This window comes from Pseudomonas sp. C321 (assembly GCF_055407105.1).
The window spans coordinates 1-23,921 of record NZ_JBUZRB010000008.1; the positions used below are offsets into that span (position 1 = coordinate 1).

A 23,921-nucleotide genomic window follows, 5' to 3' on the forward strand; every position below is an offset into this window, starting at 1 on the left:
TTAGTTTTTGTTGGTGTGAGAGCTTACATTTTCTAAGATCCTCGACTCCTTTTCCAGCCGGTCAGATTTTTTCTACACCCTTAAATGCGAAGAGCCCGTTAAGCGTCAACTGACGGGCATCGTAGCGGGCGTAGGTAATGCCGGTTTCAAAGCTGAACTTGCCATTGCCGAAGAAGCCGCTGGCTTCGTCATACAAGTTGCTCACGCTTTGCGCAGGGGCCGAATCGTCCTTGAGGGATTGCCCATAGGAACTGCCACCTGCCGCCGCGCCAGAACCGCTGGCAGCAACGGTACTGCCGCCTTTCTTGAAGTCCGCCGGTGATTTGGCCAGGCGTTTGGGCGCAGGTGTAGCAGGCTGATCTTCGACCTGGCGAACCCGCTGTTCCAGTACCGCCAAGGCTTTTTGCTGTACATCGTAGCGTTGCTTGAGCTCTAACAGTTCCTGTTTTAGGGTTGCAATGTCGGCGTCCGGCGCGGCGTACAGTATGGTCGCGGGCAAGAGCGTACTTAAACAAACAACGGCGCGTAGCGATAACGATCGATGCATGAAGTAAGCCGTCCTTTTCTAATGCGTAGGTGTCGAGGGTCAGCGTAGTTCAATAACCGAGAGTACGTAGGCCCTTGAGTTGATCGAGATTGCAGTTCAGAACGCCGCTGTTGAGGCCACTGTTATTCATCACCACATTGAGGGTGGTGGTATTAAGTACCTGGTTGATATTGCCCGTCAGGCGTACGGCTTGTTGCATGCCGCCCTGGGCAATCCTTTGCAGGGAATCGCCCTGGCCGTTGCGGGCCTGGATTGCCATATTGATGCCGCCACCGGCGTTGGAAATGCTGACCTGACCTGCGCCGCTGGAACCGCTGAGGGTGCCTCCGGCCATCAATACCTGGCCTGAGTGCACGACATTGCCCGGAGCCAGGCCGTTTTCGCTGATGTTGATGCCGACATTGTTGTAGGCGCTGTTGCCATCCCCAGCCGCGCGTACGCTCTGGGTTACGCCCGTGCCGCTGCCCAGGCCCGCACCGCCGACCACTGTGCCGCTGCCGATGGTTGGATTCGAAGTCGGACCCTTGCCGGAGTCTCCGGTGGCGGAGACATAAAACTGTGGGGTAATGGTGGATGCGTCGATGTTCATGCTGGCTTTGCCGGTAATGCTGTCGCCGGCAGCGTTGGTCCAGGTGCTGCTCATGACAATGCCGAAACTGATGATCCGCCCGGGCATCACAAAACGACCGCGCAGCTCGGCAAGTTCCGAGTCTTTTATTTCTATCGGCTTAAACACCGATGAAGCATAAGCGGGCATCGAGGCTGCCAGGCACATGACCGTCAGCCAACGGAAAGTGTTCATCATTCGCTCCTGGAGCGTCCTGCCCCTTATTGCGCTTCTAGAAGAAGTCGCTCTGGATGAAACCGAAGTCCATCAGCTCTGAATCCCGGACAGGACTGAACTCGTTCAGTTTGTTCTTGGCGGTCAAGGGAGTAGGCGGGTCGAGCAGGGCATTGGCTTTGTCGTAACCTTCACCGAGCACGGCGAATACGATGCCGTTCCAGCCCTTGATGAAGTCGTCATGGGAATAGCGTTTGTTGCCCAAGACAGAGTCGCCGATATAAACCCAGTCCTTGTCAGCCCGCTGCATCACCACGAAGTGTTTGTAGCCGCGAATTTCCAGCAGCACCACGACGGGGACTCTCACTGTGACCAAGGTTTCTGGCGCTATCCGATAACCTTTCGCACGCATGCCGATGCTTTCGAGGTAGCGCTTCATGTCCAGCATGGAGAAACCCTGGGTTCGCACCAGGTCCTGATCGGCGTTGATCAGCATGCCTTTGATGACGTGAGCCTCATCGACGTCCAGCCAAAAGGCCTGGCGCAGGATGGTTGCCAGTGCCGCGGCACCGCAGCTGAAATCGGTTTTCTGTTCCACCAGGTTGGCGAACCGGCGCTCGCGGATGCTCTCGACCTTCTTGAAGATCACCGCACCGCCGGGCATGGCAGAAATCGCCATTTGCCCTGCCCAAGTCGGGCCGGCGAGCAGTAACAGGACGGTGAGGGTGGCGAGGCGCATGATCGAATGACCTGATGGACACTGGAATTAAAAAGGGCCTTGTTGCCAAGGCCCTAGTTGGATCAGAAGCTCAGTTTGCTGCCGCTTGGGCATGTAGTGCAGCCGCTGCCCAGAGACAAGGTGTTGCTTTGTTGGTTGCCCGAACCCGCGGCAACGTTGATCCCGATGTTGCCGGAAGCGTTGTTGCCAGAGTTTTGCAGGCTGGCGTTGTTGTTGACGTACTGAGACTTGCCGTAGCCGAAGTAGCCGTGCTTGGTAGCCGCCTGGTTGAGGTAGTTGTTGTTCAGCGATTCTTGCTCGGTGTTTGCCACAGAGGCAACCGAGGTGCCATCGGCCACCACGATAGTCAGGTTGTTTTTCTGTTGGTTACCTTGACCGGCTGCGACGTTGACGCCCACGTTACCGGAGCTGTCGTTGGCCGAGTTTTTCAGGGATGCATTGTTTTGCGTCCCTTGGTTTACAAAGTTGTTGTGTTGGCTTTGCTGGAAGATATCGGCCTCGGAGAGGACGAACCAGGCTTTCCCGGCACTGCTGGTGATTGCGGCCGCATTGTCTTGCTGGTTGCCGGTGCCAGAGGCCACGTTAGCACCCAGGTTGCCGTTGCTGTCGTTCAGCGATTTGGTAGCTGATGCATCGTTTTCGGTTTTTGTATCACCGAACTTGTTGTTTTTACTGACTTGAGAGTCAGTCACCACCGCAGCGACAACACCACCGGCTGGAGTTGGAGTTGGTTTGTATTTGTTGCTATCCGCTTGTGCAGCAACAGCCATGAGCGCAGCCAGAGCAAAAACCAGTGGTTTAAGAGCCATTGTAGGTTTCATGGTGTATCTCCTTGCTTCTAATTAGTTGGTTAAGTGTTGGTACGGTGTTGCACACAACCATCAGGGGTTACCTGATGTTAACGTTTAGGGTGTTAGCCAATCGGTTCCCCACCCCGGCACTCTGGTTCACCTGAGTCACACCCCGGCTGCCGGTGAAGGCCTGGTCGCTGGTAACGACCTGGCGGCTGCCAGTGGGTGAGGTGAGCCCTGAGTCTGGTAACAGCGTCGTGTTCTGTTGCGACAGGACGCTGTCATCGATGCCCTGCGGGCCAGCACTAATGCTGATCCGCACGGCATTGATCATTTGGTTGTTGGCCCCGGCCGACTGGTTGACCCCCAGTACACCGCTGCCATTGCTGAAAGAAGATCCCTGGATCGCCGCCTTGGCATTCAGGGATGGATCGGCCTTGCCGTCGAGTTTCTGGATGAGCGCACCGCCGACCTGGGCATGGGCACCGATGGCGATGGCGCGGCTGTTGATTTGTTGTTGCTGATTGCCGGCGGCCTGGTTGACTGAGAGATTGCCGCTGTACTGTTTGCCGGAGTTATCGATCACGGCATTGTTGTTGCTGTCGGCTATGACTGATGAGCAGCCCAACGCGAGAAGAATCAACCATGAACGGCTCATTGCTGCGCCCCCATCATGCTGCCGATATTGCTCAACGGGGCCATGCCACGCTGGATCGAACCGTTGATTTGCCCGGCGATGCTGCTACCGCCGCCGCCATGACCCGCCGCTGCGCCAGCACCCAAGGTGGACGAACTGGTTCCGTGGGAAGTGCTCAGCCCGGGAAGGTTGCCGTTGGGCAGAATGGCGCGAGTGATGGTGGAACCGCTGCTGACCCCGGCGATATCGTTATCGCTGAGTTCGCCGCTGGTGGCTTGCAGTACTTGTGCAGCGGGGTTGACGTTAACGGTGGTTGGATAAGGGTCGGGAGCGAATGAGGAACGGCCAGCCATATGACCCTGCACGTTGCGACCAGTGACGATGACACCGTCACCCGCGAGGGCCGCAAGACTCACACTGGCGCTAAGTACACAACTGATCAGCAGTAGGCTCATCGAGCCTGTATTGAGAGTGACCACGGCAGCATTCCTTGTTTTTAACGCTGACCCTAAACAGCGTTATCAGGAACAGAGCAGGAGCTGTGCCGTTTTTTATTTTTATATATTATTCAATGAGTTGGATTTGATCATCGCGATGCGGGCAACCCGTGTGTATCAGCGCTGAGACAACAGTACGTTGATCTGCCCAGCAGCCGCCCCAGCCGGGCATGGGCACGCCGCGGGGCGTTACCTGTATCAGCGATGAAACACGTTGGATAACAAAACAATGAACCCGCAGCCAGTGGACGGTTCAGGCAGGCCCAGTGTCTCAAAAGTGGACACTGTGCCTATGGCGAGGGGTGTGTGCCGCAGGGGCAGCTCAAGTCTTGGGCGCTTTGCCCGGTATCGAGTTGAGCACGGGGTTGCCGTCCTGGTTCTGGGTCAGGTAGACCGGCAGGACCTTGGGCAGCGAGGCGACGAGATTGTTGACTTCATGGATGTTGTAGATCCCGCCAATGCGAATGGCGCCGGTGCTGGCGTCTGCCAGCATCATCGGTTTGCTCAGGTAACGGTTGATCAGCGGCAAGGCATCGGCGAGGGCCAGGTTGTCGAAAATCAACTTGCCCGTACGCCACGCCAGGGCGCAATCGTCTGGCGCGATCGGCTTCACATGAGGGCGGGTGTCGCCATGGTCGTAGCGGGCCTGCATGCCAGGGGACAAGCTCAGGCCACTGTGGCCCACATCGCTGGTGACTTGCACCGAGCCTTCGAGCAACATGATCCGGACCTGGTCTTCGTATTTCCAGACGTTGAACTGGGTACCGGTAACCCTGATCCGCCCATCACCGGCCCGGACCACAAAAGGGCGCAGGCGGTCATGGCTGACGTTGAAGAATGCTTCACCTTTTTTCAGGGTGACTCGACGCTCGTCCTTGTAGTTGCTGTAGACCAGTTCGGTGCCCAGGTTCAGCTCCACCTGGCTGCCGTCTTCCAGGGTGACTTGTCGCAGTTCGCCCCCGGCCTCGTAATGTTTATACGAGTTGGGCAACCAGCCGGCTTCCCAGCCCGTGAACGCGACCAACGGCAACGCCACCAGGCATACCGCAGCGGCTATGGCATAGGTACGCAATAGGCTGCGCGGTGCGATTTGTGCCACCGGCGCTGTTTCGCTGCGAGGTAAATGATCGGCGACGTCCCAGATTTCCAGCATGGCTGCGTATTCGAAGGCGTGCAGCGGATGTGCATCATGCCACTGTTCAAAAGCCTGGCGTTCGGCAGTCGTGCAATCGAAAGCATGCAGACGCATACACCAGTGCGCAGCGGCATCGGTGATGGCGTCATATTCGGCTTCTGAAAGGGACTGCTCGGTCATTTGCTCTTCCTGGTTTCCTGCATTCTAACCTTCCCGGCACGGTGCCGAGAACAGTCATCATGGCGAATGAACATCAATGTGGAACTAATTCCTGCCCCAGGCACCCTGAAAATCAGGATCTGTAAGTCATTCTCTCTCAAGCCTGGGAGTCCACCCAGCCCAGGAGTGAGTGGTGTAAAGCCTGCGTTAAATAAACAGCGTTGTACCGAAACGGGTGGTTGACAGGCCACTCGCTCGGCGTTGTTTAATCAAGAGGCTGAATCCAGCAGGCTGTTGCCCCCTCCAATAATTACTCTGGAGCTTCAGATGTCAGCCACGCCCGTTATTGCTGCAAGTGACTCGCAGACTATTGCCTTTCCCGAACTGGTTAGCTTGCTCAAGCAGATTTTCCTCAACCACGGCACCTCGCCTGACGTCGCCGCCGTGCTGGCAAACAACTGTGCCAGCGCCCAGCGCGACGGCGCCCAGAGTCATGGGGTATTCCGCATGCCCGGTTACGTATCGACCCTGGACAGCGGCTGGGTGGATGGCAAGGCCGTACCGATTGTCGAAGATGTCGCCTCGGGGTTTGTCCGGGTAGATGCCTGTAATGGCTTTGCCCAGCCAGCCCTGGCCGCCGCCCGCCCGTTGCTGGTGGAAAAGGCCCGCAGCGCCGGTATCGCAGTACTGGCCATCCGTAACTCACATCATTTTGCAGCGCTGTGGCCCGATGTCGAACCCTTCGCCGACGAAGGTCTGGTGGCCCTGAGCGTGGTCAACAGCATGACGTGCGTGGTGCCCCACGGTGCTGATCGGCCACTGTTCGGTACCAACCCGATTGCCTTTGCCGCGCCACGGGCCGACGGCCCGCCGATTGTCTTTGATCTGGCCACCAGCGCCATCGCCCATGGTGATGTGCAGATCGCCGCGCGCAAGGGTGAGCGTGTGCCGCCCGGTACCGGGGTCGATAGCCTGGGCCAGCCGACCCAGGACCCCAGGGCCATCCTCGAAGGCGGCGCCTTGTTGCCGTTTGGCGGGCACAAGGGCTCGGCGTTGTCGATGATGGTCGAGTTGCTGGCGGCAGCACTGACCGGCGGGAATTTTTCGTTCGAGTTCGACTGGTCCAATCATCCTGGTGCCAAAACACCGTGGACCGGCCAGTTACTGATCGTCATCGACCCCAGCAAAACCGCCGGGCAAAACTTTGCCGAGCGCAGCCAGGAGCTGGTGCGGCAGATGCATGCTGCGGGGTTGCGGCGTTTGCCGGGCGATCGTCGTCATCGCGCACGTGCGAGGGCCGAGGAGGAGGGGATTGTTATCGAGGTGGAGGAGTTGGCGCGGTTGCGGCGGTTGGTGCAAGGTTAACTCGGCCGACTGTGGAGCGAGCAAACTCGCTCCACAGGGAAAACCTCAGTTACGACGACCCAACAGCAGGCCGACCACCAGGCCGAAGCCTGCAGAAATTGCCACGGTCTGCCATGGGTGACCACCGATATAGGTTTCGGTAGCGTCCACCATTGGCTTGCTGCGCTCACGCACGCTGGACACCGAGTCCAGGGCCTGCTTGAGCTTGAGGGCTACCTGCTCGCGCAGGGTTTCACCTTCTTCGCCCACCAGGGAGGCGCTGCTCTTGAGCAGCTTGTCCGATTCCTCGATCAGCGCCTGGAGTTCGCTGAAGGCTTGATCCTTGATTTGTTCTTCGACGGCTTGCGCGGCAGTTTTGCGGGCCATTGGGTGACTCCTTGCAGGTGAATGTGACAGCGAACAATGGAGTATTCGCCGGCTGAAAAAGTTGCAGCTTTTTTTCCGCTGGCCTGGCCTGAGCAAAATCCAGAGCGGGAAATTTCGACCTACAGTGTAAGATGTCACCTATTTGTACCGCAGGGAATTCCACATGAGCTTCAATCTGGCCAACAAGCCCCTTGCCGAGCGCGCTGAGCTCGAAGATGAAAAGTCCCGTCTGTACGACTTGTGGCAAAGCAACCTGGGCAAGGCCAAGGGCGAGGGCGCCCGCTTGTTCGGCGAGCGCGCCAAGCGCAAGGGCAAATGGGCTGAATGGGTGCGTTCGGAGCTGGACGGCATGTCGCCGCCGGAGTTCGCCAACATGGTGCGTAGTGAAGTCAATCGGTTGATGGCGGCCAAGTAACTCGCTTCATGTAAAACACGCCAGCACCGCGTCCCTTGCCTTGAGCAGCATCGGGTCTAACTGGGCCTGGGTGCGCCAGCCCATTTCCACCGGATAGCGTGGCAAGGCCAGCGGGCAGGGCAGGACTGTCAACCCGGTCATCCGGGCGATGGCCTGGGCTGCGTGTCCGGGAATGGTCGCCACGGCCGCACTGCCCTTGAGCAGTGGCCGCGCTCTATCGCTACATTGCCACGACGGCTTCGCCAGAAATTGCCCAGCGTTATACCCACACCATCGTGACCCATTGCGAAGAGCTACAGACGTTCCGGCACTGAGGGAACCCGCGGGCGATATACGCCCTGGGCTGTGTATCACGAACTATCGCAAGTACTTTTAAAAAATCGTCTACAGCGCCAATGTCCTAAATGTCCTTTTTGGCCAAACGCCCGTAGCGGTCCTCGAAACGTACGATATCGTCTTCGCCCAGGTAAGCCCCGGACTGCACTTCGATCAATTCCAATGGCACCTTGCCCGGATTGGACAGCGAATGCTTGACCCCCAGCGGGATATAAGTGGATTGGTTCTCGGAAAGGATCAATTCGTTGTCGCCACAGATCACCCGAGCAGTACCAGACACTACAATCCAGTGTTCGGCGCGATGGTAATGTAATTGCAGCGACAGGCATTCGCCTGGCAGCACGCAGATCCGCTTAACCTGATAGCGCTCACCCTTATCAACTGTGTCGTAGTGGCCCCACGGACGATTAACCAGTGGGTGGGTGATAAACTCGGCGCGCTCTTCGACCAGTAGACGCTTCACCACGTCCTTGACCTGCTGGCTGTCGTGCTTGTTGGCGATCAGTATTGCGTCCTTAGTTTCGATGACGATCAAGTCATCAAGACCGACGGTGGCCACTAGACGGTGATGCGATTGCACCAAGCAGTTGCGGGTATTAATGGCCATTACGTCGCCTTCAAGGCGATTTTTGTTAACGTCGTGCGGGCCAACATCCCAGATCGCAGCCCAACTGCCAAGGTCGTTCCAACCGGCATCCAGCGGCACCATCAGACCTGTGGCGGTGTTCTCCATCACGGCATAGTCCACCGACTCATCGGCGCACAACGCGAAATGCTCAGCCTGCAAATGCAGGAAGTGGCTGTCAGGTTCGGCGTGTTCCAGAGCAAAGTGGCATGAGGCCAGAATTTCCGGGCGATGCTGCCGCAGTTCGGCCAAGAACACCGAGGCACGAAACATGAACATGCCGCTGTTCCACAAATAAGCACCCGAAGACAGATACTCCTCGGCCATTTCTGGCGAGGGCTTTTCCTTGAAGGCGGCGATAGCGAAACCACCTTGTTCGATGGCAGCACCGCACTGGATGTAACCAAAGCCGGTTTCGGCGTGGGTTGGGGTGATACCGAACGTCACCAAATGCCCTTTCTCCGCATGAACCTGAGCCTGACGCACAGTGTCACGAAAGGATTCTTCGTTATGGATATGGTGGTCGGCAGCTAGTACTAGCAGGATCGGATCGCTGCCGTCGGCAGTGGCTTCCAGCGCAGCCAAAGCAATGGCGGGCGCGGTATTGCGGGCCAGCGGCTCAAGAATGATCCGACGGCTGGTCATCTTCGCTACCCGCAGTTGCTCGGCAACGATGAAACGGTGCTGCTCGTTGCTCACTATGACAGGGGGTGAATACTCCAGGCCCTGCAGCCGAGCCAACGTACGCTGAAACATCGTCCCCTGATCCTGGCCATCGAGGGCAAGGAATTGCTTGGGAAAGCTCTGTCGTGATAAAGGCCAAAGACGCGATCCATTACCGCCAGCAAGGATTACAGGGGTGAGCATAGCAACTCCATTGATGTGCCACGTGCGCGCATGGTGGCGCAAGTTGGCTTTTCCACTACAAGCGATCAGGAAAGAACCAGCCGGTGCCACCTGGGCCACACAGCTGCTCCTACATTAGGGTGTTGTTACCGGGCAAGGGCGCTGTCGGTGCACGCGAGTGCCGCGGGCTGCCCGACGCCTGGGATGCGGCGGATCTGCACCATGCAACCCTGGCGCACGGTGGCATCGAGCAGCAAGCTTTGCACCGGCATCAGATCGCCGACCAGCAAGTTCTGCAGCAACGGCTTGCCTTGATATTGGTTGTGCCCCAGCACCACGTTGTCGATCCCTTCGACCCGCACTACGGCCTTGCCAATGTTGCCCAGGCGGTTGCCGGTCAGGGCCAGTTCGCCCGGCAGTGGCAGGGCGTTGCGCAGACTGATGGCGTACTCGGGGCTGGTGCTGATGCGGTTATCGAGTATCGACAACGACTGCACTTCACTGCCGTCGATGGCGCTGCCCTGGCTGTTGCTGATCAGGTTGCCAACAATCATCAAGGCGCCGTCTTTGCCGGCCAGGCTGCGCAGTTGAATGCCATTCCCCTTGGAGTCGCCAATTCGGTTGCCGGTGATCAGCAGGGCGCCGTTTTGTTCGTTGACTTCAATGCCGGCCTTGGCGGTGGTGAGGATCAGGTTGTCCTTGACCAATGCACGGGTTTGCCCGCGCACGCGGATGCCACTGTTGTTTTCGACGCCGCGAATACTGTTGCCGACCAGCTGTGCCTGGCTGTTGTTGAGGTCGATGGCGTACTGCTGTTGCTGCTCAAACGTTGAATGCTCGATCTGCGCCCGGGCATGCTGCAGGTTCACGCCCGTGGACAGCTCGGTAAAATGGCTGTTGCGGATCAACACATTGGAGGGTGGCGTGCTGGGCGCCTGTTGGGTGCTGATAGCGGTGCTCAGGCCTTGTGACAGGTTGGCGCTATAGCCCAGGCGGTTGAGGGTGGAGTCCAGGATCTGCGTGGAGCTGCCGGCCCAGGACACCACGAACGGCCGATAGGCACGGTCGGTGTCGCTGGTCTTTCCCCCGGTCCAGCCTTCCAGCCGGGATTGGTTCAGGCTCAGCAAACCCTGATTGATCAGCGCGGTGCCGGAAAAGTTGTACATATAGAGGCTGGTGCCTTCGAGTATCAGCCCGCCACTGGCGGTGATCATCAGCGGGTAGCTCAACAGGTAACCGTCCTTGTGGCGGCGCAGCACGCGCGGGTCGTGCAGGGCGTCGGCCAGTTGCGCCAGGGTGATGCTGCCGCCACTGATTACTACCGCTTGCGGGTGATGCGACTGGTACCCGGCAATGGCGCGGAACAGGCCATTGTTGACGAACGGCTCGAATGGCCAACTGCCTTGCTGGGACGAAAACATCGGTTGCAGGCTGACCTGGGCGCGTCCGGCGGGCCTGCGGATGGTCACGTCGGCCATTTGCACGGCCTGGCGGGTACGGTTCAACAGCTCGGCCTGTTGGTCACGCTGCTGTTGCGCGGGGATCACGCTCAGCGCACGGTCCAGGGGCAACGGTTGGGTCTGGGCCTGGCAGGCCAGGGTGCTGGCCAGCAAGGTGGCGAACAGACCGATACGAATGAATGGCGGCATAGTAGTCATCCTTGGCTCAGTGGCCGATGGAGTACAGCGGCTTGAGCGGGCCGCCGAGCTGGCTGTAGTTATCGACGTCACCGTCCAGCGAGTCATACAGTTTGCGAGACAGCTCATGCTGCGGGCTGCGCTGCAGAAACGGGATCAACCATGCCATCTTGTAGGGGGCGATGTCGGCCTGGGACTGGCCTTGCAGCTCTGGCAAACCGTGGGGGTCGAGCACGCTACGGGCGGCGAAATTGGCCAGCAGCTCTAGGCGCGACTGGTCATCGGCTGACCAGCTCAGGTTGTTGCTGCGCGCGGTCTCGGCCAGCATCACCAAGGGCACCATGGCGTACTGGCTGTAGCTAGCGGCCAGCTTGCCGCGGGCCACCTCAAGCGGCAGGTAGGCGTAGTCACCCGCGTTGGACAGCGTGGCCTGCTGCAAGCCACGGCGCAGATTGCCGTCGCCCCAGCGGATGAAGTCGTCGCGCTGGATCAGCATGCCGGTAGCTGACACGGCCCAGCCAGCCCAGTAGTCGTGGTTATTGAAGAAGGCAAAGCCTGGCGCATGGCGGGGTTGGTACTCTTCGATGATCAGCGCGCCGAGGCGGGCGAGCCAGTCTTTCTGCACCGGCGACAGCACGAGTTTTTTGTCCGCCATGGCCTCAGTCATCAGCAGGGTGCCACTGATGGCAGCCACCGCCCACTTGCGCGCGGCCATACCGCTGCCGCTGGCGTCTCGGTTGAGCAGGGCACCGGCTTTAGCCCAGGTTTCCAGCCACTGGTCCTGGCAGGCCAGGGCCATGTTCGCCTGTTGCGGGCTTTTGGCCCGCTCGAACTGCTTGGTGGCGTAGATCAGCCCACCAATGAAGGCCTTGACCTGTTTGCCGATCTCCTCGGTGCCCTGGTTGGGGTTGGTGGCCAGAGTCGATTTACTGGCGTCGCTCTGGTCGTACTTGCTTTTGAGCTGCAGACTGCCAGTGTAGGGCGGTGGCGGCTCCTTCACACAGGTCAGGGTGCGGTAATCGGCAATCATCGCCGAGGTGGCTGTGGCCCGTGCCGGCCAGATCGAGATGGTGGCGCTAGCAGCGGCCAGCTGCAGGCAACCAGCGGTGCTGAGCAAAACCAGCAGCAAGGACTTCAAAGGCATAATCTGGTGTCCACTTGGGTCGCGCCACTGGAAGGTTTGGTCGGCTCCATGAACACCGACAGCAGGTTGGCGCCCTGGAACTCCTTGGCTTTGCTCAATTCCAAGTAGTACTGGCCACCAGTCACGGCTGCTTCACGGCGGAACCAGACCTTGTCGCGCAGGCCATTGTCGTAATACACAATGATGTAGAAGTCTTTGACGTTCTTGTCGCTGATCTTGATGTCCAAGAAACCTGTCGGGCCCTTGAGGTTACTGCGGTTTTCGCCGGCATTGCTCAGCAGCTCGATACGGTCGCTGACCTTCAGCGCTGGGTGGTCCAGGCGATTGCTCAACAGTGTTTGCGAGGTGGCACAGCCGCCCTTGATCGCCGGCACCAACTGCCGGTACATCTGCGGCGACTCCAACTGGTAGTTGGCTGGCAGTTCCCAGATCACCACCTTGGGCGGAGCCGCGGGTTTGTAGCTGTCCGACAGCAGGTACTCCAGCAACGAGCCGTCCTGCCCGGCGCCGGGCAGGGCGAAGTTGAGGATGTCCACGTCCAGGTACTGCTTGAGGTAACCGTCGAAGTTGAACTGCTTGCTTTCGTCTTCCCGAGCAGCGGCGTTACTGTCGCCCACTAGGATCACTTGCGAGTCGGGCGTTTCGTTAAACAAGGCGTCGGCGCTATTGGCCATTGGCACCGTCTGGTAGCCGCGCACGTATTGCATGCCAAAGTTGTTACCACACAAATAGGTCAGCCCCAGGTTCATGGTGCCGTCCTTGGGCACCACCACGCCGGGTTCGGTGCGGTATTGCGTTTTGGTCAGACCTGCATAAAACGGCTGGCGGCGTATTTCGTCGGCCACCACTTGGGCTGTGGCCTGGGCGCCGGCCGGGGTCCAGTGGTGGTCGCGCCGAAAGAAGTATTCGCCGGCTGGCGGCTTGGCCACCAACTGCATCACGTCGGGCACTACCGCGCCGCCTGCGCGCATCTGTTGCAGGTAGGCACTGAGGTTGCGATTGGCGCGGGCAAACTCAAAGCCCATTTCCTGGCCGGGGCGCAGTTTGTCGCGGTGCATCAGCCCGCGGGTCGGCTGGATGGCCATGACCACGTGGATGCCCTGGCGCGCGAAGGCCGCCATCAGCCGTGCGTATTCGCTGCGCATGTTGGCCGGGATGCCGAAGTCATTGGTCAGATCGACCTCGGAGCGAAACAGCCAACGGTCCTTGCCGGGTACGATCTCGCGCAGCAGTTTCATGCGCCCCTCGGCGTAGTTTTGCTGGTCCTTGAGCGCCGGGCAGATCAGGCAGTCCAGGCCTGTGCATGCGGGGGCGTTCTTGGCCGCGACAGGCTGGGCTTGGGCGGCGAGCGCGGGCAGGCCGAACAGCGAGAGCAATACGGCGAAGCCGAAATGTAAGGGTATCTTCATGGGCGCAAACTTCATCATCCTGTTGATTGGGGCGTGCGAACTACCGGTGCAACGCGTCCTCACTCGGTGGGGTCGATGCCGTTGGCCAGGCTCATGCTCTTGTAGCCACTGCCCTGAGGCAGCAGCACGTAGCTGTAGGAGCGGCCTTTTTTCAGGAACAGCTCGTCAAAGTTGGCCACGTTCTGTTCACCCACGTAGGCGGCAAAGCCGATCTTGATCTCGTTGACCATGCGGCTGCCGGTCTGGTCTTTGCCCAGCGGGTCGACGATCAGGTGCTTGCCGTCCACGGTTTTCAACGCAGCCTGGGTCGACGTCAGGTTGTAGAACGCCACCTGGGCTTTCTTCGGCTCGTTGACGTATTTGTCGGCGATCAGGTTCAGGGTCTTGCCGTCGTATACCACCGTGCTGGCGGCATTGGCCGCAAGGGTCGGCTGGATAGACTGGCCGGCCACGGCGATGCTGTGCTTGCCCGGGGTGGTGAAGCGGTAGCCGCTCAGTTGCCCGGCGGCGACTTTCTGCGGGTTGGTCTTGCCGCTCAGGCTCACGTCGATGCCACTGTTACTAAGGTTCAGCACCCGCACAAAGGTAGAGTCGGCCGGGGCCACAGCGTCGTATAAGTCGGCATTGCTTTCGGCGGCCAGCGCGTGTGCGGTGATCAGCAGCAGGCTGGCGCCGCCGAGTAGCCGTTGGATCAGGGTAGAGGCAGTCATGGTTAACTCCTTAAACTCAAAAATGGACAGATAGAGTAGGCAGGCTGGATGAGCTGGCGCGGTGGGCCAATACGGTTCGCAGCGGGAATTCCCAAATCACCGTGTCCAGGCTGTCGTTGGTCAGTTGGTCGCTTTTGAGGAACTCATTCATCGCCTCAAACGGACCACGGGCTTCCACCGCCACGCTGAACAGGTCGGTGCTCAGGGCTTCTTTCAAAAAGCCGCTGAAATTCCAGTCATCAATCTTTGTGTAGCTGGTGCCCACCAGGGCGATGCGCTGCGGCTCGTCGCCAAAGAGGCTGGAATCGCTGACGGCCTGACTGGCCTTGAGGGTCTCAAACAGCGCGATGGTGCTGGCGCCGTACGCCGGCGGCTCGTTGCGCTGGTCGAACTGGATGTAGTTCATCAGGTCGCCCTTGATGGTTTTCTGCGCCACGGACTGGGAGGCATAGGCCGTGCTGCCGATCAACTCCGGGTGCTGGAGGGCCAACTCACGGGCGGCTTCTCGGGCGCCCTGTGGGGTCCAGTGAGTGTCGGACTTGAGGAACAGCGGCACCTCGTTTCGCACGGCCATAAAACGTGCACGTAGTGGCACCACGGTGACTTTTTGCTGTTGCAGTTGCTCGACAAAACGGTCGTACAGGCTTATGGCTCGCAGGTCTGCAACGCGCAGAGTGTGCTCGGCGTAGATGTCCAGTTTCATCGGCAACGGCAGCACGATCAGGCGCTTGTTGTGGGCCATTAGGCGCGCCTGCACTTCGCCGATCTGTGCCAGTTGCAGGCTCAGGTTGTGCTCCAGGTTGTTAGGCACGCGGTATTCCTGATTGGTGAACAGCCAGCCATCACGACCCAGCACCACTCCGCTGGTGCCTTCATGAAACAGCTGGTACTGGACATCGGCCCACAGCTCAATCGAAGGTTCGCGCAGGAAGAAGCGCTTGTCGTAGACCTGTTCAAATTTGCGTAACAGCTTGCCATCCATGAACAGTGAGTAGGCGTCGGACTGGCTCTTGCCGAAGCTGAACACCACCGGCAGCGAGTACCCGAACATGCCCAGCAGCAACACGCAGAACAGCAGCCCATTGAGTTTGCTCGCCGAATTCATCACGGGGTACATGGGTGCCTCCTAGAACTGAAAGTACAGAAACGGTGAAAAGGAATGTGCGGCCAGGCTGCTCAGCGACAAGGCAAAGCCTGCCCAGAGCAAGAGCATCTTCATGCCGCCCACATGACGCATGAAATACTGCTGCTTGTTGCCGGCATAGAAACGCACGTTGTTGATGCCTGAGAGGATCAGCCACGCCACCGCGACCAAGGCGAAGGCCATGGCCATTTTCGAGGCGCCCAGCACGTACAGATCCAGGCTGCCGGTACCGTTGAAACCGAGCATCGCCTTGTAGATTTCAAGGCTATGGGTCAGGTTGCTGGTGAAGAACAGTGGCATGCTCAGCGTGATCAGAAAGACGGTGCGCAGGTTGCGCAGCAGCTTGTAGGGGGTGGTGATCTTGGTCGCGATGCCCAGCTTGCGCTCAGTCACCATGGCCAGGCCGAAGAACAGCCCCCAGCAGATAAAGGCAAAGCTTGCGCCGTGCCACAGGCCCGACAGCAGCATGGTGTAGACCAGCGCGGGCATGGCGCCGGCAATGCGCTTGCGCACCAGCGGCATATATACGTAGTCGCGCAGAAAGTGCGCCAGGGTCATGTGCCAGCGGGCCCAGAACTCTGTGACGCTCTGGGACACATACGGTTGGTTGAAGTTTTCCGGAAAGCGAAAGCCCATCATCAGTGCCAGGCCCAGCGCCATGTGGCTATAGCCGGCAAAGTCGAAGTACAACTGCAGCGTCGACACCACCAGGCCGAACCAGGCATCGCCCATCTGCAAGGTGCCTTCGCTGATGAACAAACTTGCGATGGGAGCCAGTTGGTCGGCGATCAGCACCTTCATGATAAACCCGAGCATGAATCGGCACACACCCAGGCTGAACAGCTCTAGGGAGTGTTCGCGATGGCGAAGTTGCGGCGCGAGTTGGCTGTAGCGCAGGATCGGCCCGGCCACCAGATGCGGGAACAATGCAACGAAGGCGGCGAAATCGATGAAGCTATTCGTCGGCGTTGCGTCCTTGCGATAAATGTCGACGATGTAGCTCAGGGCGTGGAACACGTAGAACGAAATACCCAGGGGCAGGAAAATCGTTTCCAGGGTGAAGGTGTTGATGCCCAGCGGTGCCAGCAGGGTGGCGAGCACATCGGCGCCGAAGTTGGCGTATTTGAAGTAGCCCAGCGTCGACAGGTTGCCGATGATACCGATCCACAACAGGCGAAATGCCCAGCGCTTGTCGCCCGCCTCGAGTCGCGCCTTGATGCGCAGGCCGAACCAATAGTTCCAGTAAGTGATACCGACGAACAACAGCAGGAAGTCCGGGCGCCACCAGGCATAGAACAGGTAGCTGGCGGCTACGATCACCGTGGACCGCCACTGCGGGCGCGACAGAAAGTACACCAGCAGGAACACCGGCAGGTACAGAAACAGGAACACGTTGGAGGCGAAAATCATGGGCAGTCCCGTCCTTAGTAACTCATCACGACGCCAAACGAAATCTGGTAGTCGTCGCCGCTGGTCAGCGCGTTGCCGGCGTTCAGGTAGCTGGCGGTGATCAAACCATTGACGTCGAAACGCTTGCCTTCATAGGCCAACGGAAACATCTTCCAATAGTAATTGACGTCATACATTTGCCCCACAGAGCGCCCGCCGGTATTGCCGCCGCTGTTGATCTGGGCGTTACGCTTCGAACGCTGGTCTGCGTCGATACGAATCGGCAGCGCACCGTTCTGGTCACGCAACTTGAGGTCGGTGACGCGAAAGTCCAGGTTGCTGCGCGCAGTGGGGCGGGTTTCCAGGGCCGCGCCGTAGTACTGCAGGTTGCGCAAATCCAGGCTGACGAAGGAGCTGACCAACCGGGTACTGTATGAACCGGGTTGTGTGATGCGGTCGGACTGGATGGCATTCAGGCGAAAGCCGTCGGTGTCGTCGTCGGTCTTGTCCGTCAGACCACCGCGCAAGGCCACGCGTGGTGTCCAGGCCAGGTTATCGAAGCGCTTGCCGACCTCGCCTAGCACGGCCCAACCGTTGCTGTGGTTATTGTGCGTGGTGATTTTCGACGACGGGTCCCTGGAGTTGGTCAGGCTGGTGCGGTCCATCTTGCCGTTCAGCGAAACCATTTCCAGGTGGTAGTCGCTCAGCAGCGGCGTGAACGTCAACTGATCGCCCTTGAAGAACAGGCCACTGCGCACGCCCGTAAAATCGTAACGGTCGTTGATGTCGTGGTTGCTCTTGTCGTCCTCGTACATCAAACGCGCGCCCGCCCAGTTGTGCTCACTCCAGCGGTAGGCGTATTCGCCCATCGCATAGAAGGTGTTTTTCTCGGTGTCGTCCAGCGTATTGATGTCGGTGTTGTAGTTGTGGAATTTCTGCGCCACGGCGACAAAACCGTGGGAGAAGGTGTCGGTGTAGTTGAAGCGCACCGACTCGATGCTGTCGTCCCACCAAATGCCGTACTTGTCGCTGAAGCGCTGGCGCCCGGCCGACGCCGAGAAGCGCGGGTCGTCCCAAAGCAGGTTGCGCTTGACGTACAGTTCGCGGAACTCGGCGTAAAAGCCTTCGGCCTGTTCGCGGCCGCTGGCGTTGTTCTGATTGGTTTCGTTCTGCACCAGGCTGGCCGATTGGCTGGAGTCGTAGTCCAGCCAAACGCGGCCGTACACCTGCCACTTGGCCCAGCGTTTTTCCGGCGAGTACCATACGAACGAAGGCTCGTAGCGCAGGCTGTAGAACGACTCGCGGCCGTTGCCTATTTCGGAGTTTTCCGGGCCGTAGCCACCTTGCAGGGTCAGCTTATTGAAGAACTCCGAGGTAATCGGCGGCTGGCTGCCGTCGGCCGGGGCAATGCGTACCGGCTCGCTGCTGTCGGCCTCAGGGCCGGTCACTTCTTCGGCTGCAAGGGCCGCGCCGTTGCAGGCCAGGATCAGTAGGACGCTGTACAGAGGTGGGCAGGGCTTCACAATTGAGCTTCCTTCATGAGGTCGGCGCGGGCCACCTGGGCCCGGTCGATGTCGTCCTTGTTCAACACCCGGTCCAGGCGCTTGATCAGCCCGCGTGCGCGGTTTTCACCCAAGTCCACGGCCACTTGGGCATAGGCATAGGCCTTGACCTGGTCATGGCACAGCGCACGGGCGCGGAAATAGAGGGTTGCGATGCGGTAGTAGGCGGCGGTGGAGCCCAGGCGCGCCTGCTCCTGGTAGATCTGCAGAGCTTTTTCCTGATCGGGCTGGTCCAGGCCGCCCTTGCTGTACAGCTCACCCAGCAGCAACTGTGCGTCGCGGTAGCGCATCTCGATCAGCTCGTTGATCAGTACCTGGGCCTTTTCCGGGTCCAGGGTCAGCCAGTTGGTGACCATGTAGAACGACGCCTGCAAGGCCTTGGCCCGGGTCGGGTCGAGGGCCTGCACGCGGTTGATCAGGGCCTGGGTTTCTTCGGCATTGTGTTCGGTAGGGTTGCTGACCATGAAGTTGACCTTCGACACCAGTGCCGGTACGTAGCCGCGCTCGGCAGCGTTGTCGAACCAGCCTTGTACGCGGGCGGTGGCGGCAGCCATGGCCTTGTCGGCGGCGATCTGTTCGGGCGTCGGCGGTGCTTTCACAGCCTTTGGGCCCATGCCGCTGGCCAGGCGATCGTCCTTGTCGGCCTCTTCGTCGATTCGCTGCAGGCTGGTGATGCTGTCGAGCAGCGCTCCGATGCGATGCACGATCTCCACTGGTAGGCTGGCGCGCTGCGGTTCGAGCGTCAAGGCGAAGGCCTGGAACAGGCTGTCCTGCTGCTCACCGAGGAAGCGGTAGTAGCGGTCCACTGCGCGCACATCGAGTTTAACCGCCGCCTGGTAGTGACGGTCAGCCTCTCTGCGGTTGCCTTCGCGCTCGGCTAGCACCGCCTGGTACAGATCGAAGTGGCAGTTAAGCAGGCAGGATTGCTGGTACAGGCTGAGCAGTTGCCGGGCATCGGCCACGCTGAAGTCCCGGGGGTACACCAGGAACACTTCGAGGGTGGTGTTCAGCGTGCGCGGGTCCTGGGCGTGGGGGTAAAGCGTCAGCGCCCGGGTCACGTAGCCGTGCTGTTGATCGCGCAGACGCGGGTTGCGATCGAGCAGGCGGGCCATCGAGGTCAACGCCAGGATTTCACCGGTGCCGTCGGCAAAGGCGTCCTTGTACAGGCCCAGCACTTCGTCGAAGTTGACCGTTTCCGAGTTCGAGAGAACGTCACCCAGCAGTTGCTTGGAGGCGCGGTCGCCCCGTGCTGACAGCTCGCGCAGGTCGGCCACGACGTTGGTATTGGGGTCCTTGTACAGGGCGTATCGTACCTGTTCCAGGCTTTGCCCGGCGTAAACCGGGCTGGCCAGCCACAGGGCCAGCAGCAACAATGACGGGCGCGTCGGCAATTTCATCGCGGCATCCTTACAGCGACAGGTTGAACGGCAGGCCCAGGTACAGGTCCACCGCCACAGGCTGTTGGTAGGCTGAACGGGGCAGCGGGCTGTCGGGCTGGATCGTCAACTGCAGGTTGTGGTTGTTCTCGTCCACCTCGGAGCCGACGACCTTGCCGCTAAACGGCTGCTCGATACCGAACACCTGCATGTTCACCGAACGCACCCGCGAAATGTCGGCTAGGCGCGCGAACGGCACATTGGCCTTCACGAACAAGCCTTCATCACTGGGTAGCAGGTGCACCAGCGGTGCTTGCTTATAGGCGTAGCCGTCGAGCGGCTTGCTTGGGAAGTAGACTTCGCAGCTGCACGGGCTGGCGATCACGGTCTCGATGGTTGCGCGGCCCAGCAGGGTCTGCAGATCACCGGGCGAGAGGTCTGCCACGGCCTTCATGTCGGCCGGGCTGGTAAAACTGGTGGCCAGTTGCGTAGACACTGTGGCAACGGGCTCGCCGACGCTCACCTGTGTCTGCCCCGGCTTGAGCATGAACTTCAAGTAGCCGTTGTCGGGCATGCTGATGACTTGCGCGTTGGCGCTCACTAGAGCCTGGTCTGCGGGGATGCGGAAGAACAACATGTAGCTCTTGTAGGCCACGAACGCCACGGCCGCCAGGCCCAGCACCAGCCACGCCAGTGTGCCGATCACCGCGCGCAGGCGGTCCAGCGAGCCACGGGCGATGGCGTATTTGTGCTTGCGTTCCTTGATGTAGTTTTCGCGCTGCATCACGTTGAACAGGCCATTGATGTCGGCGATCTCGCCAGACATGTAGGCCGAGATGATGTAGCGCAAGATGTCGCGTTTCTGCGAATCCAGTTCGACGAACTCGGCGCCCACGTTTTCGCCGCGCTGGGAGACGATCTTGATCTTGGCGTCGATCGCCAGGTCCATCTGGTTCAGTCGCAGCTTGATCGATGCGTTGTAGAGGCTGCCAATCGTCAACGGCTCGGCATGCAACAGGCCGAGGCCGCCCAGGGAAATGTCCTGGATATCGCTCTCGAACGGAGGCTGGCTACTGCCGTCGAGCTTGACCTTGGCGTTGATCTTGGTGCGCACGTACTGGCGTTCGTCGATCGCTTCATGGACCACATTGGCCGGGAGTACAGATGTCGGTGAGCTACTCATGGCAGGCGCCTTTCCTTTAACGTTGCGTGAGTTCGAGCAGAACTGAAATGACCCCGAAGAACACCGCGATGGAAGAAAACATCATCGCCTTCGAGGACCAGCGGTTCATGGCGGCATCGAAGTTGACGCTGCCGTTGCTGAGAGTGGTTTTTTGACGGGTCCAGCTCTGTTGGTCCATGTGAAACATCGCGTACACCTTCATCACCGAGCCAACGATCTGGTTGTAATACAGAACGAAGGGGTAGGCCGGGCTTACCGGGTGGCCGGAGAATATGAACATCAGCGTCACCAGGGTTCGCGACAGCAAGACCCAGAACACGTACACCAACAGGTACTGCATGCCGAAGATCAATCCTGCGAACACCGAGGCGGTCAGTCCCATCAGGCAAGTCCACATCGATACCCGCTGGTCGTACAGCACGTACAGGGTGAACAACCCCAGGTGTGCGCGGCCCAGCAGGGTGGTGGCACGGAAGTTCTGGCGTAGCGAGTTGCCGTACCAACGGAACATCAGTTGCCGAGTAGCCCGAAAGAAGTTGCTGTCGGGCGGATGCTCCACCGTCAGCGTATGGCTGTCAGGCACGTAGAAGGTGTCCCAGCCGGCGCGCATCAGGCTCAACCAAGACGACTTGTCATCACCGGTAAGGAACTGGAAGCGGCCCAGGCGCCAGTGATCGAGAAAGTCGGCCTCCACGTCCTTGATGAAGTCGGGGTCGATCATCACGCTGGCGCGGAAAAACGACAGCCGCCCGGTCAGGGTCAGCACGCGGTGTGACAGGGCCATCGAGCACATGTTGATGTGCCGCTGCACGAAGCGCATCGAGTGCCACTCGCGCATCAGCGTGCTACCTTCCACCTCGCAGTATTCGTTGGTGGTCAGGCCGCCGACGTTGGGCAGGGCGGCGAACAGCTTGACCGCGCGCTCCACGCAGTGGGGCAGCATCATGGTGTCGCCGTCGACTACGCCCACTACCGAGTTTTCCAGTGGCATCTGCCGCGACAAGGCTCGGAACGCATGGGCCAGGCCATCGCGCTTGCCGGTGCCGCGGGCTCGTACGATGATCAGCTTGATGTCGTCTCGGCTCTGCACCTCGTTGCGCATGATGGTTTTGATGAACTGCTCGTCACCCTTTTCCACGATCGAAGCGATCACCGTGCAGGGCACGTTGAGCCGCTTCACTTCCTGGAACACCGACTGGTAGACCTTGAAGGTGGTGTGGGTGGGGATGCGAAAGCTGGTCACCACCATGTACATGTGGTCCGGCAGCGCCGCGTCCCCCATGCGGTCCACTAGGCGGCGCAGGCGCGGGAACTTCCAGTACAGAAAGTACATGCCGCGCAAGTAGTGGACGATAGCATTGCCATAACGCCACATACCGATCGTACCAATGATGAAAATGAACTTGGCGTGGTCCGGATTCAGGTACTCGGGCGCGATCATTTCTGAGGCCAGTGCAATCAGGGCGAACAGGCACGCCCAGGCGCAGAAACGTGCAAAGGACGGCTTGTTGAAAACCCCACTGACCGCACTGCTAGCGTGTCGATCCATCTGCTGTTGACTCCTTAAATATATATTTGCCGACCGCCTGACCGCTTCACGCGCTTACACTGCCAGCCTGGGCTTGTGCCTGGGGTGATCAGTTATGTGGGCGTGACGCAGACAGTCAGTCCTTGGGGTGCTTCACCACGAACGGGTGAATTACCAGCAAATCCCTTCCTGGGTGTCGTTGGTGCGATGGCTCATGAAACCCACCAGGTCGACGATCTGTTTGTCGTCGTTGCCATCCAGCACATCGGCGAAGTGAGGGTCGTTGTTGCCCAGGATCAACAACTCAGCGCCCTCCACCACGCGGGCAAGGTCGGCGCACAGCAGCGATGACACGTGGGGGATCTTCGATTCGATGTATTCCTTGTTCGAACCGAATACGCGGGCGTATTCGACGTTGGCATCATAGATGCTCAGCTCGAAGCCCTTGCCAATCAGCATCTCGGCCAGCTCCACCAGAGGGCTTTCGCGCAAATCGTCGCTGCCGGCCTTAAAGCTCAGTCCCAGCAGACCGATCTTGCGCTTGCCATAGCCACTGATGATGTCGAAGGCGTTCTGCACCTGGCTGCGGTTGCTGTTCATGATCGAGGCGAGCAAGGGGTGCTCGACGTCCAACTGGCTGGCACGGTAGGTGAGGGCGCGCACATCCTTGGGCAGACAGGAGCCGCCGAAGGCAAAGCCTGGGCGCAGGTAGTAACGTGAAAGGTTGAGCTTGTGGTCCTGGCAGACCACGTCCATCACTTCGCGGCCGTCCACACCCGAGGCCTTGGCGATGTTGCCGATCTCGTTGGCGAAACTGACCTTGGTGGCGTGCCAGACGTTGCAGGTGTACTTGATCATTTCAGCGACTTCAATCGACTTGCGGATCACCGGCGCATCCAGGTCGTGGTACAGCTCTTCGAGCATGTCGCCAGACAGTGCGTCAAACTCACCGATGACCGTCATGGCCGGGAAGTCGTAATCCTGGATCGCAGTGCTTTCGCGCAGGAACTCAGGGTTGGTAGCCACGCCGAAGTCTACGCCGGCCTTTTTCCCCGAGGCCGCCTCCAGCAGTGGGATGACCACGTTTTTCACGGTACCCGGCAACACGGTGCTGCGCACGACCACGGTGTGGCGGTCGGTCTTGTCACGCAGCGCCGCGCCGATTTGCTCGCATACCGCTTCTATATAGACCAAGTCTAGGTCGCCGTTTTTCTTGCTTGGAGTGCCGACGCAGAGCATCGACAAATCACTGTCCAGTACCGCCTGGGCAACGTCGGTGGTGCCGCGCAACAACCGAGTGGCAATACCTTTGGCAAGCAGTTCGCCTAGGCCCGGTTCGACGATGGGCGACTGGCCCTTGTTGATCATATCAATCTTGCTTTGCGAGATGTCGACGCCAATGACTTTATGTCCCCGGGAGGACAAACAGCCAGCACAAACAGCGCCCACATAGCCCAGTCCAAATATACTGATGCGCATAGATCCCTCTCCCTGAGTGTGCTTAAGTGCAAACTCAATCAGCTACTTTGTAATTTTAGTGTAACTAGCAGGCGCAAACAGTTGCTCAAGGTTAAGTCTTAAATGGAGGCGTTCTTCGAAT

21 protein-coding genes and 2 pseudogenes are annotated in these 23,921 nt (G+C 59.4%); 2 read left to right on the forward strand and 21 right to left on the reverse strand.

What is annotated here, in order from left to right; translation table 11 throughout:
* Positions 1-73: 73 nt before the first annotated feature.
* The 7 genes and pseudogenes from ACZRJ6_RS21440 to ACZRJ6_RS21470 form a co-directional block, all read right to left on the reverse strand.
* Positions 74-547, reverse strand: a pseudogene (locus tag ACZRJ6_RS21440) (coiled-coil domain-containing protein); the annotation flags it as partial.
* A 49-nt stretch (positions 548-596) separates the two neighbouring features.
* Positions 597-1,349: a hypothetical protein gene (locus tag ACZRJ6_RS21445; RefSeq protein WP_463969986.1), complete on the reverse strand. Its 753-nt coding sequence runs from the start codon at positions 1,347-1,349 to the stop codon at positions 597-599.
* A gap of 37 nt (positions 1,350-1,386) precedes the next feature.
* Positions 1,387-2,067, reverse strand: coding sequence for a C39 family peptidase (locus ACZRJ6_RS21450; protein WP_463969987.1), 681 nt, complete (start codon positions 2,065-2,067; stop codon positions 1,387-1,389).
* Positions 2,068-2,129: 62 nt separating this feature from the next.
* Complete coding sequence (locus ACZRJ6_RS21455; protein WP_463969988.1) at positions 2,130-2,888, reverse strand: hypothetical protein; 759 nt, start codon at positions 2,886-2,888, stop codon at positions 2,130-2,132.
* Between the two features lie 67 nt (positions 2,889-2,955).
* Complete coding sequence (locus ACZRJ6_RS21460) at positions 2,956-3,516, reverse strand: adhesin (protein WP_463969989.1); 561 nt, start codon at positions 3,514-3,516, stop codon at positions 2,956-2,958.
* Positions 3,513-3,974: a hypothetical protein gene (locus tag ACZRJ6_RS21465; RefSeq protein WP_463969990.1), complete on the reverse strand. Its 462-nt coding sequence runs from the start codon at positions 3,972-3,974 to the stop codon at positions 3,513-3,515. Before ACZRJ6_RS21465 ends, ACZRJ6_RS21460 begins: the two co-directional genes overlap by 4 nt.
* Positions 3,975-4,314: 340 nt before the next feature.
* Positions 4,315-5,307 (reverse strand): FecR family protein, encoded by a 993-nt coding sequence (locus tag ACZRJ6_RS21470; protein WP_463969991.1) that lies wholly within the window; start codon positions 5,305-5,307, stop codon positions 4,315-4,317.
* Between the two features lie 306 nt (positions 5,308-5,613).
* On the opposite strand from ACZRJ6_RS21470, the gene ACZRJ6_RS21475 reads away from it, so the two are divergent.
* The gene (locus ACZRJ6_RS21475) at positions 5,614-6,651 is read left to right on the forward strand and encodes an Ldh family oxidoreductase (protein WP_463969992.1); all 1,038 of its coding nucleotides are present in this window, start codon (positions 5,614-5,616) and stop codon (positions 6,649-6,651) included.
* A gap of 45 nt (positions 6,652-6,696) precedes the next feature.
* Here ACZRJ6_RS21475 and ACZRJ6_RS21480 read toward each other — a convergent pair whose 3' ends face one another.
* Positions 6,697-7,017, reverse strand: coding sequence for an ElaB/YgaM/YqjD family protein (locus ACZRJ6_RS21480; RefSeq protein ID WP_350615579.1), 321 nt, complete (start codon positions 7,015-7,017; stop codon positions 6,697-6,699).
* Between the two features lie 163 nt (positions 7,018-7,180).
* Between ACZRJ6_RS21480 and ACZRJ6_RS21485 the strand changes: the two genes are divergently transcribed.
* Positions 7,181-7,432, forward strand: coding sequence for a hypothetical protein (locus tag ACZRJ6_RS21485; RefSeq protein ID WP_133103269.1), 252 nt, complete (start codon positions 7,181-7,183; stop codon positions 7,430-7,432).
* Between the two features lie 6 nt (positions 7,433-7,438).
* Here ACZRJ6_RS21485 and ACZRJ6_RS21490 read toward each other — a convergent pair.
* The 13 genes and pseudogenes from ACZRJ6_RS21490 to ACZRJ6_RS21550 form a co-directional block, all read right to left on the reverse strand.
* A pseudogene (locus ACZRJ6_RS21490) lies at positions 7,439-7,636 on the reverse strand (LysR family transcriptional regulator); the annotation flags it as partial.
* A gap of 196 nt (positions 7,637-7,832) precedes the next feature.
* The gene (locus tag ACZRJ6_RS21495) at positions 7,833-9,260 is read right to left on the reverse strand and encodes a mannose-1-phosphate guanylyltransferase/mannose-6-phosphate isomerase (protein ID WP_463969993.1); all 1,428 of its coding nucleotides are present in this window, start codon (positions 9,258-9,260) and stop codon (positions 7,833-7,835) included.
* Between the two features lie 125 nt (positions 9,261-9,385).
* A complete protein-coding gene (locus ACZRJ6_RS21500; protein WP_463969994.1) occupies positions 9,386-10,888 on the reverse strand; it encodes a right-handed parallel beta-helix repeat-containing protein in 1,503 nt (500 codons plus the stop codon).
* Between the two features lie 16 nt (positions 10,889-10,904).
* Positions 10,905-12,020 carry a polysaccharide lyase gene (locus ACZRJ6_RS21505; RefSeq protein WP_463969995.1) on the reverse strand — a complete coding sequence of 372 codons (1,116 nt, stop codon included), beginning with the start codon at positions 12,018-12,020 and terminating at the stop codon, positions 10,905-10,907.
* Complete coding sequence (locus ACZRJ6_RS21510; protein ID WP_463969996.1) at positions 12,011-13,429, reverse strand: alginate O-acetyltransferase AlgX-related protein; 1,419 nt, start codon at positions 13,427-13,429, stop codon at positions 12,011-12,013. The genes ACZRJ6_RS21505 and ACZRJ6_RS21510 overlap by 10 nt, the downstream gene beginning before the upstream one ends.
* A gap of 59 nt (positions 13,430-13,488) precedes the next feature.
* Positions 13,489-14,139, reverse strand: a complete 651-nt coding sequence (locus ACZRJ6_RS21515) for an alginate O-acetyltransferase AlgF (RefSeq protein ID WP_463969997.1) — start codon at positions 14,137-14,139, stop codon at positions 13,489-13,491.
* Between the two features lie 16 nt (positions 14,140-14,155).
* Complete coding sequence (locus ACZRJ6_RS21520) at positions 14,156-15,256, reverse strand: alginate O-acetyltransferase (RefSeq protein ID WP_463969998.1); 1,101 nt, start codon at positions 15,254-15,256, stop codon at positions 14,156-14,158.
* A gap of 9 nt (positions 15,257-15,265) precedes the next feature.
* Positions 15,266-16,693: an MBOAT family O-acyltransferase gene (locus ACZRJ6_RS21525; protein WP_463969999.1), complete on the reverse strand. Its 1,428-nt coding sequence runs from the start codon at positions 16,691-16,693 to the stop codon at positions 15,266-15,268.
* Positions 16,694-16,707: 14 nt separating this feature from the next.
* Complete coding sequence (locus ACZRJ6_RS21530) at positions 16,708-18,195, reverse strand: alginate export family protein (RefSeq protein ID WP_463970000.1); 1,488 nt, start codon at positions 18,193-18,195, stop codon at positions 16,708-16,710.
* A complete protein-coding gene (locus ACZRJ6_RS21535) occupies positions 18,192-19,631 on the reverse strand; it encodes an SEL1-like repeat protein (RefSeq protein ID WP_463970001.1) in 1,440 nt (479 codons plus the stop codon). Before ACZRJ6_RS21535 ends, ACZRJ6_RS21530 begins: the two co-directional genes overlap by 4 nt.
* Positions 19,632-19,641: 10 nt before the next feature.
* The gene (locus tag ACZRJ6_RS21540) at positions 19,642-20,793 is read right to left on the reverse strand and encodes a PilZ domain-containing protein (protein ID WP_463970002.1); all 1,152 of its coding nucleotides are present in this window, start codon (positions 20,791-20,793) and stop codon (positions 19,642-19,644) included.
* A gap of 16 nt (positions 20,794-20,809) precedes the next feature.
* The gene (locus tag ACZRJ6_RS21545) at positions 20,810-22,342 is read right to left on the reverse strand and encodes a glycosyltransferase (protein ID WP_463970003.1); all 1,533 of its coding nucleotides are present in this window, start codon (positions 22,340-22,342) and stop codon (positions 20,810-20,812) included.
* 150 nt (positions 22,343-22,492) lie between these two features.
* Complete coding sequence (locus tag ACZRJ6_RS21550; RefSeq protein ID WP_463970004.1) at positions 22,493-23,800, reverse strand: nucleotide sugar dehydrogenase; 1,308 nt, start codon at positions 23,798-23,800, stop codon at positions 22,493-22,495.
* Positions 23,801-23,921 lie beyond the last annotated feature (121 nt).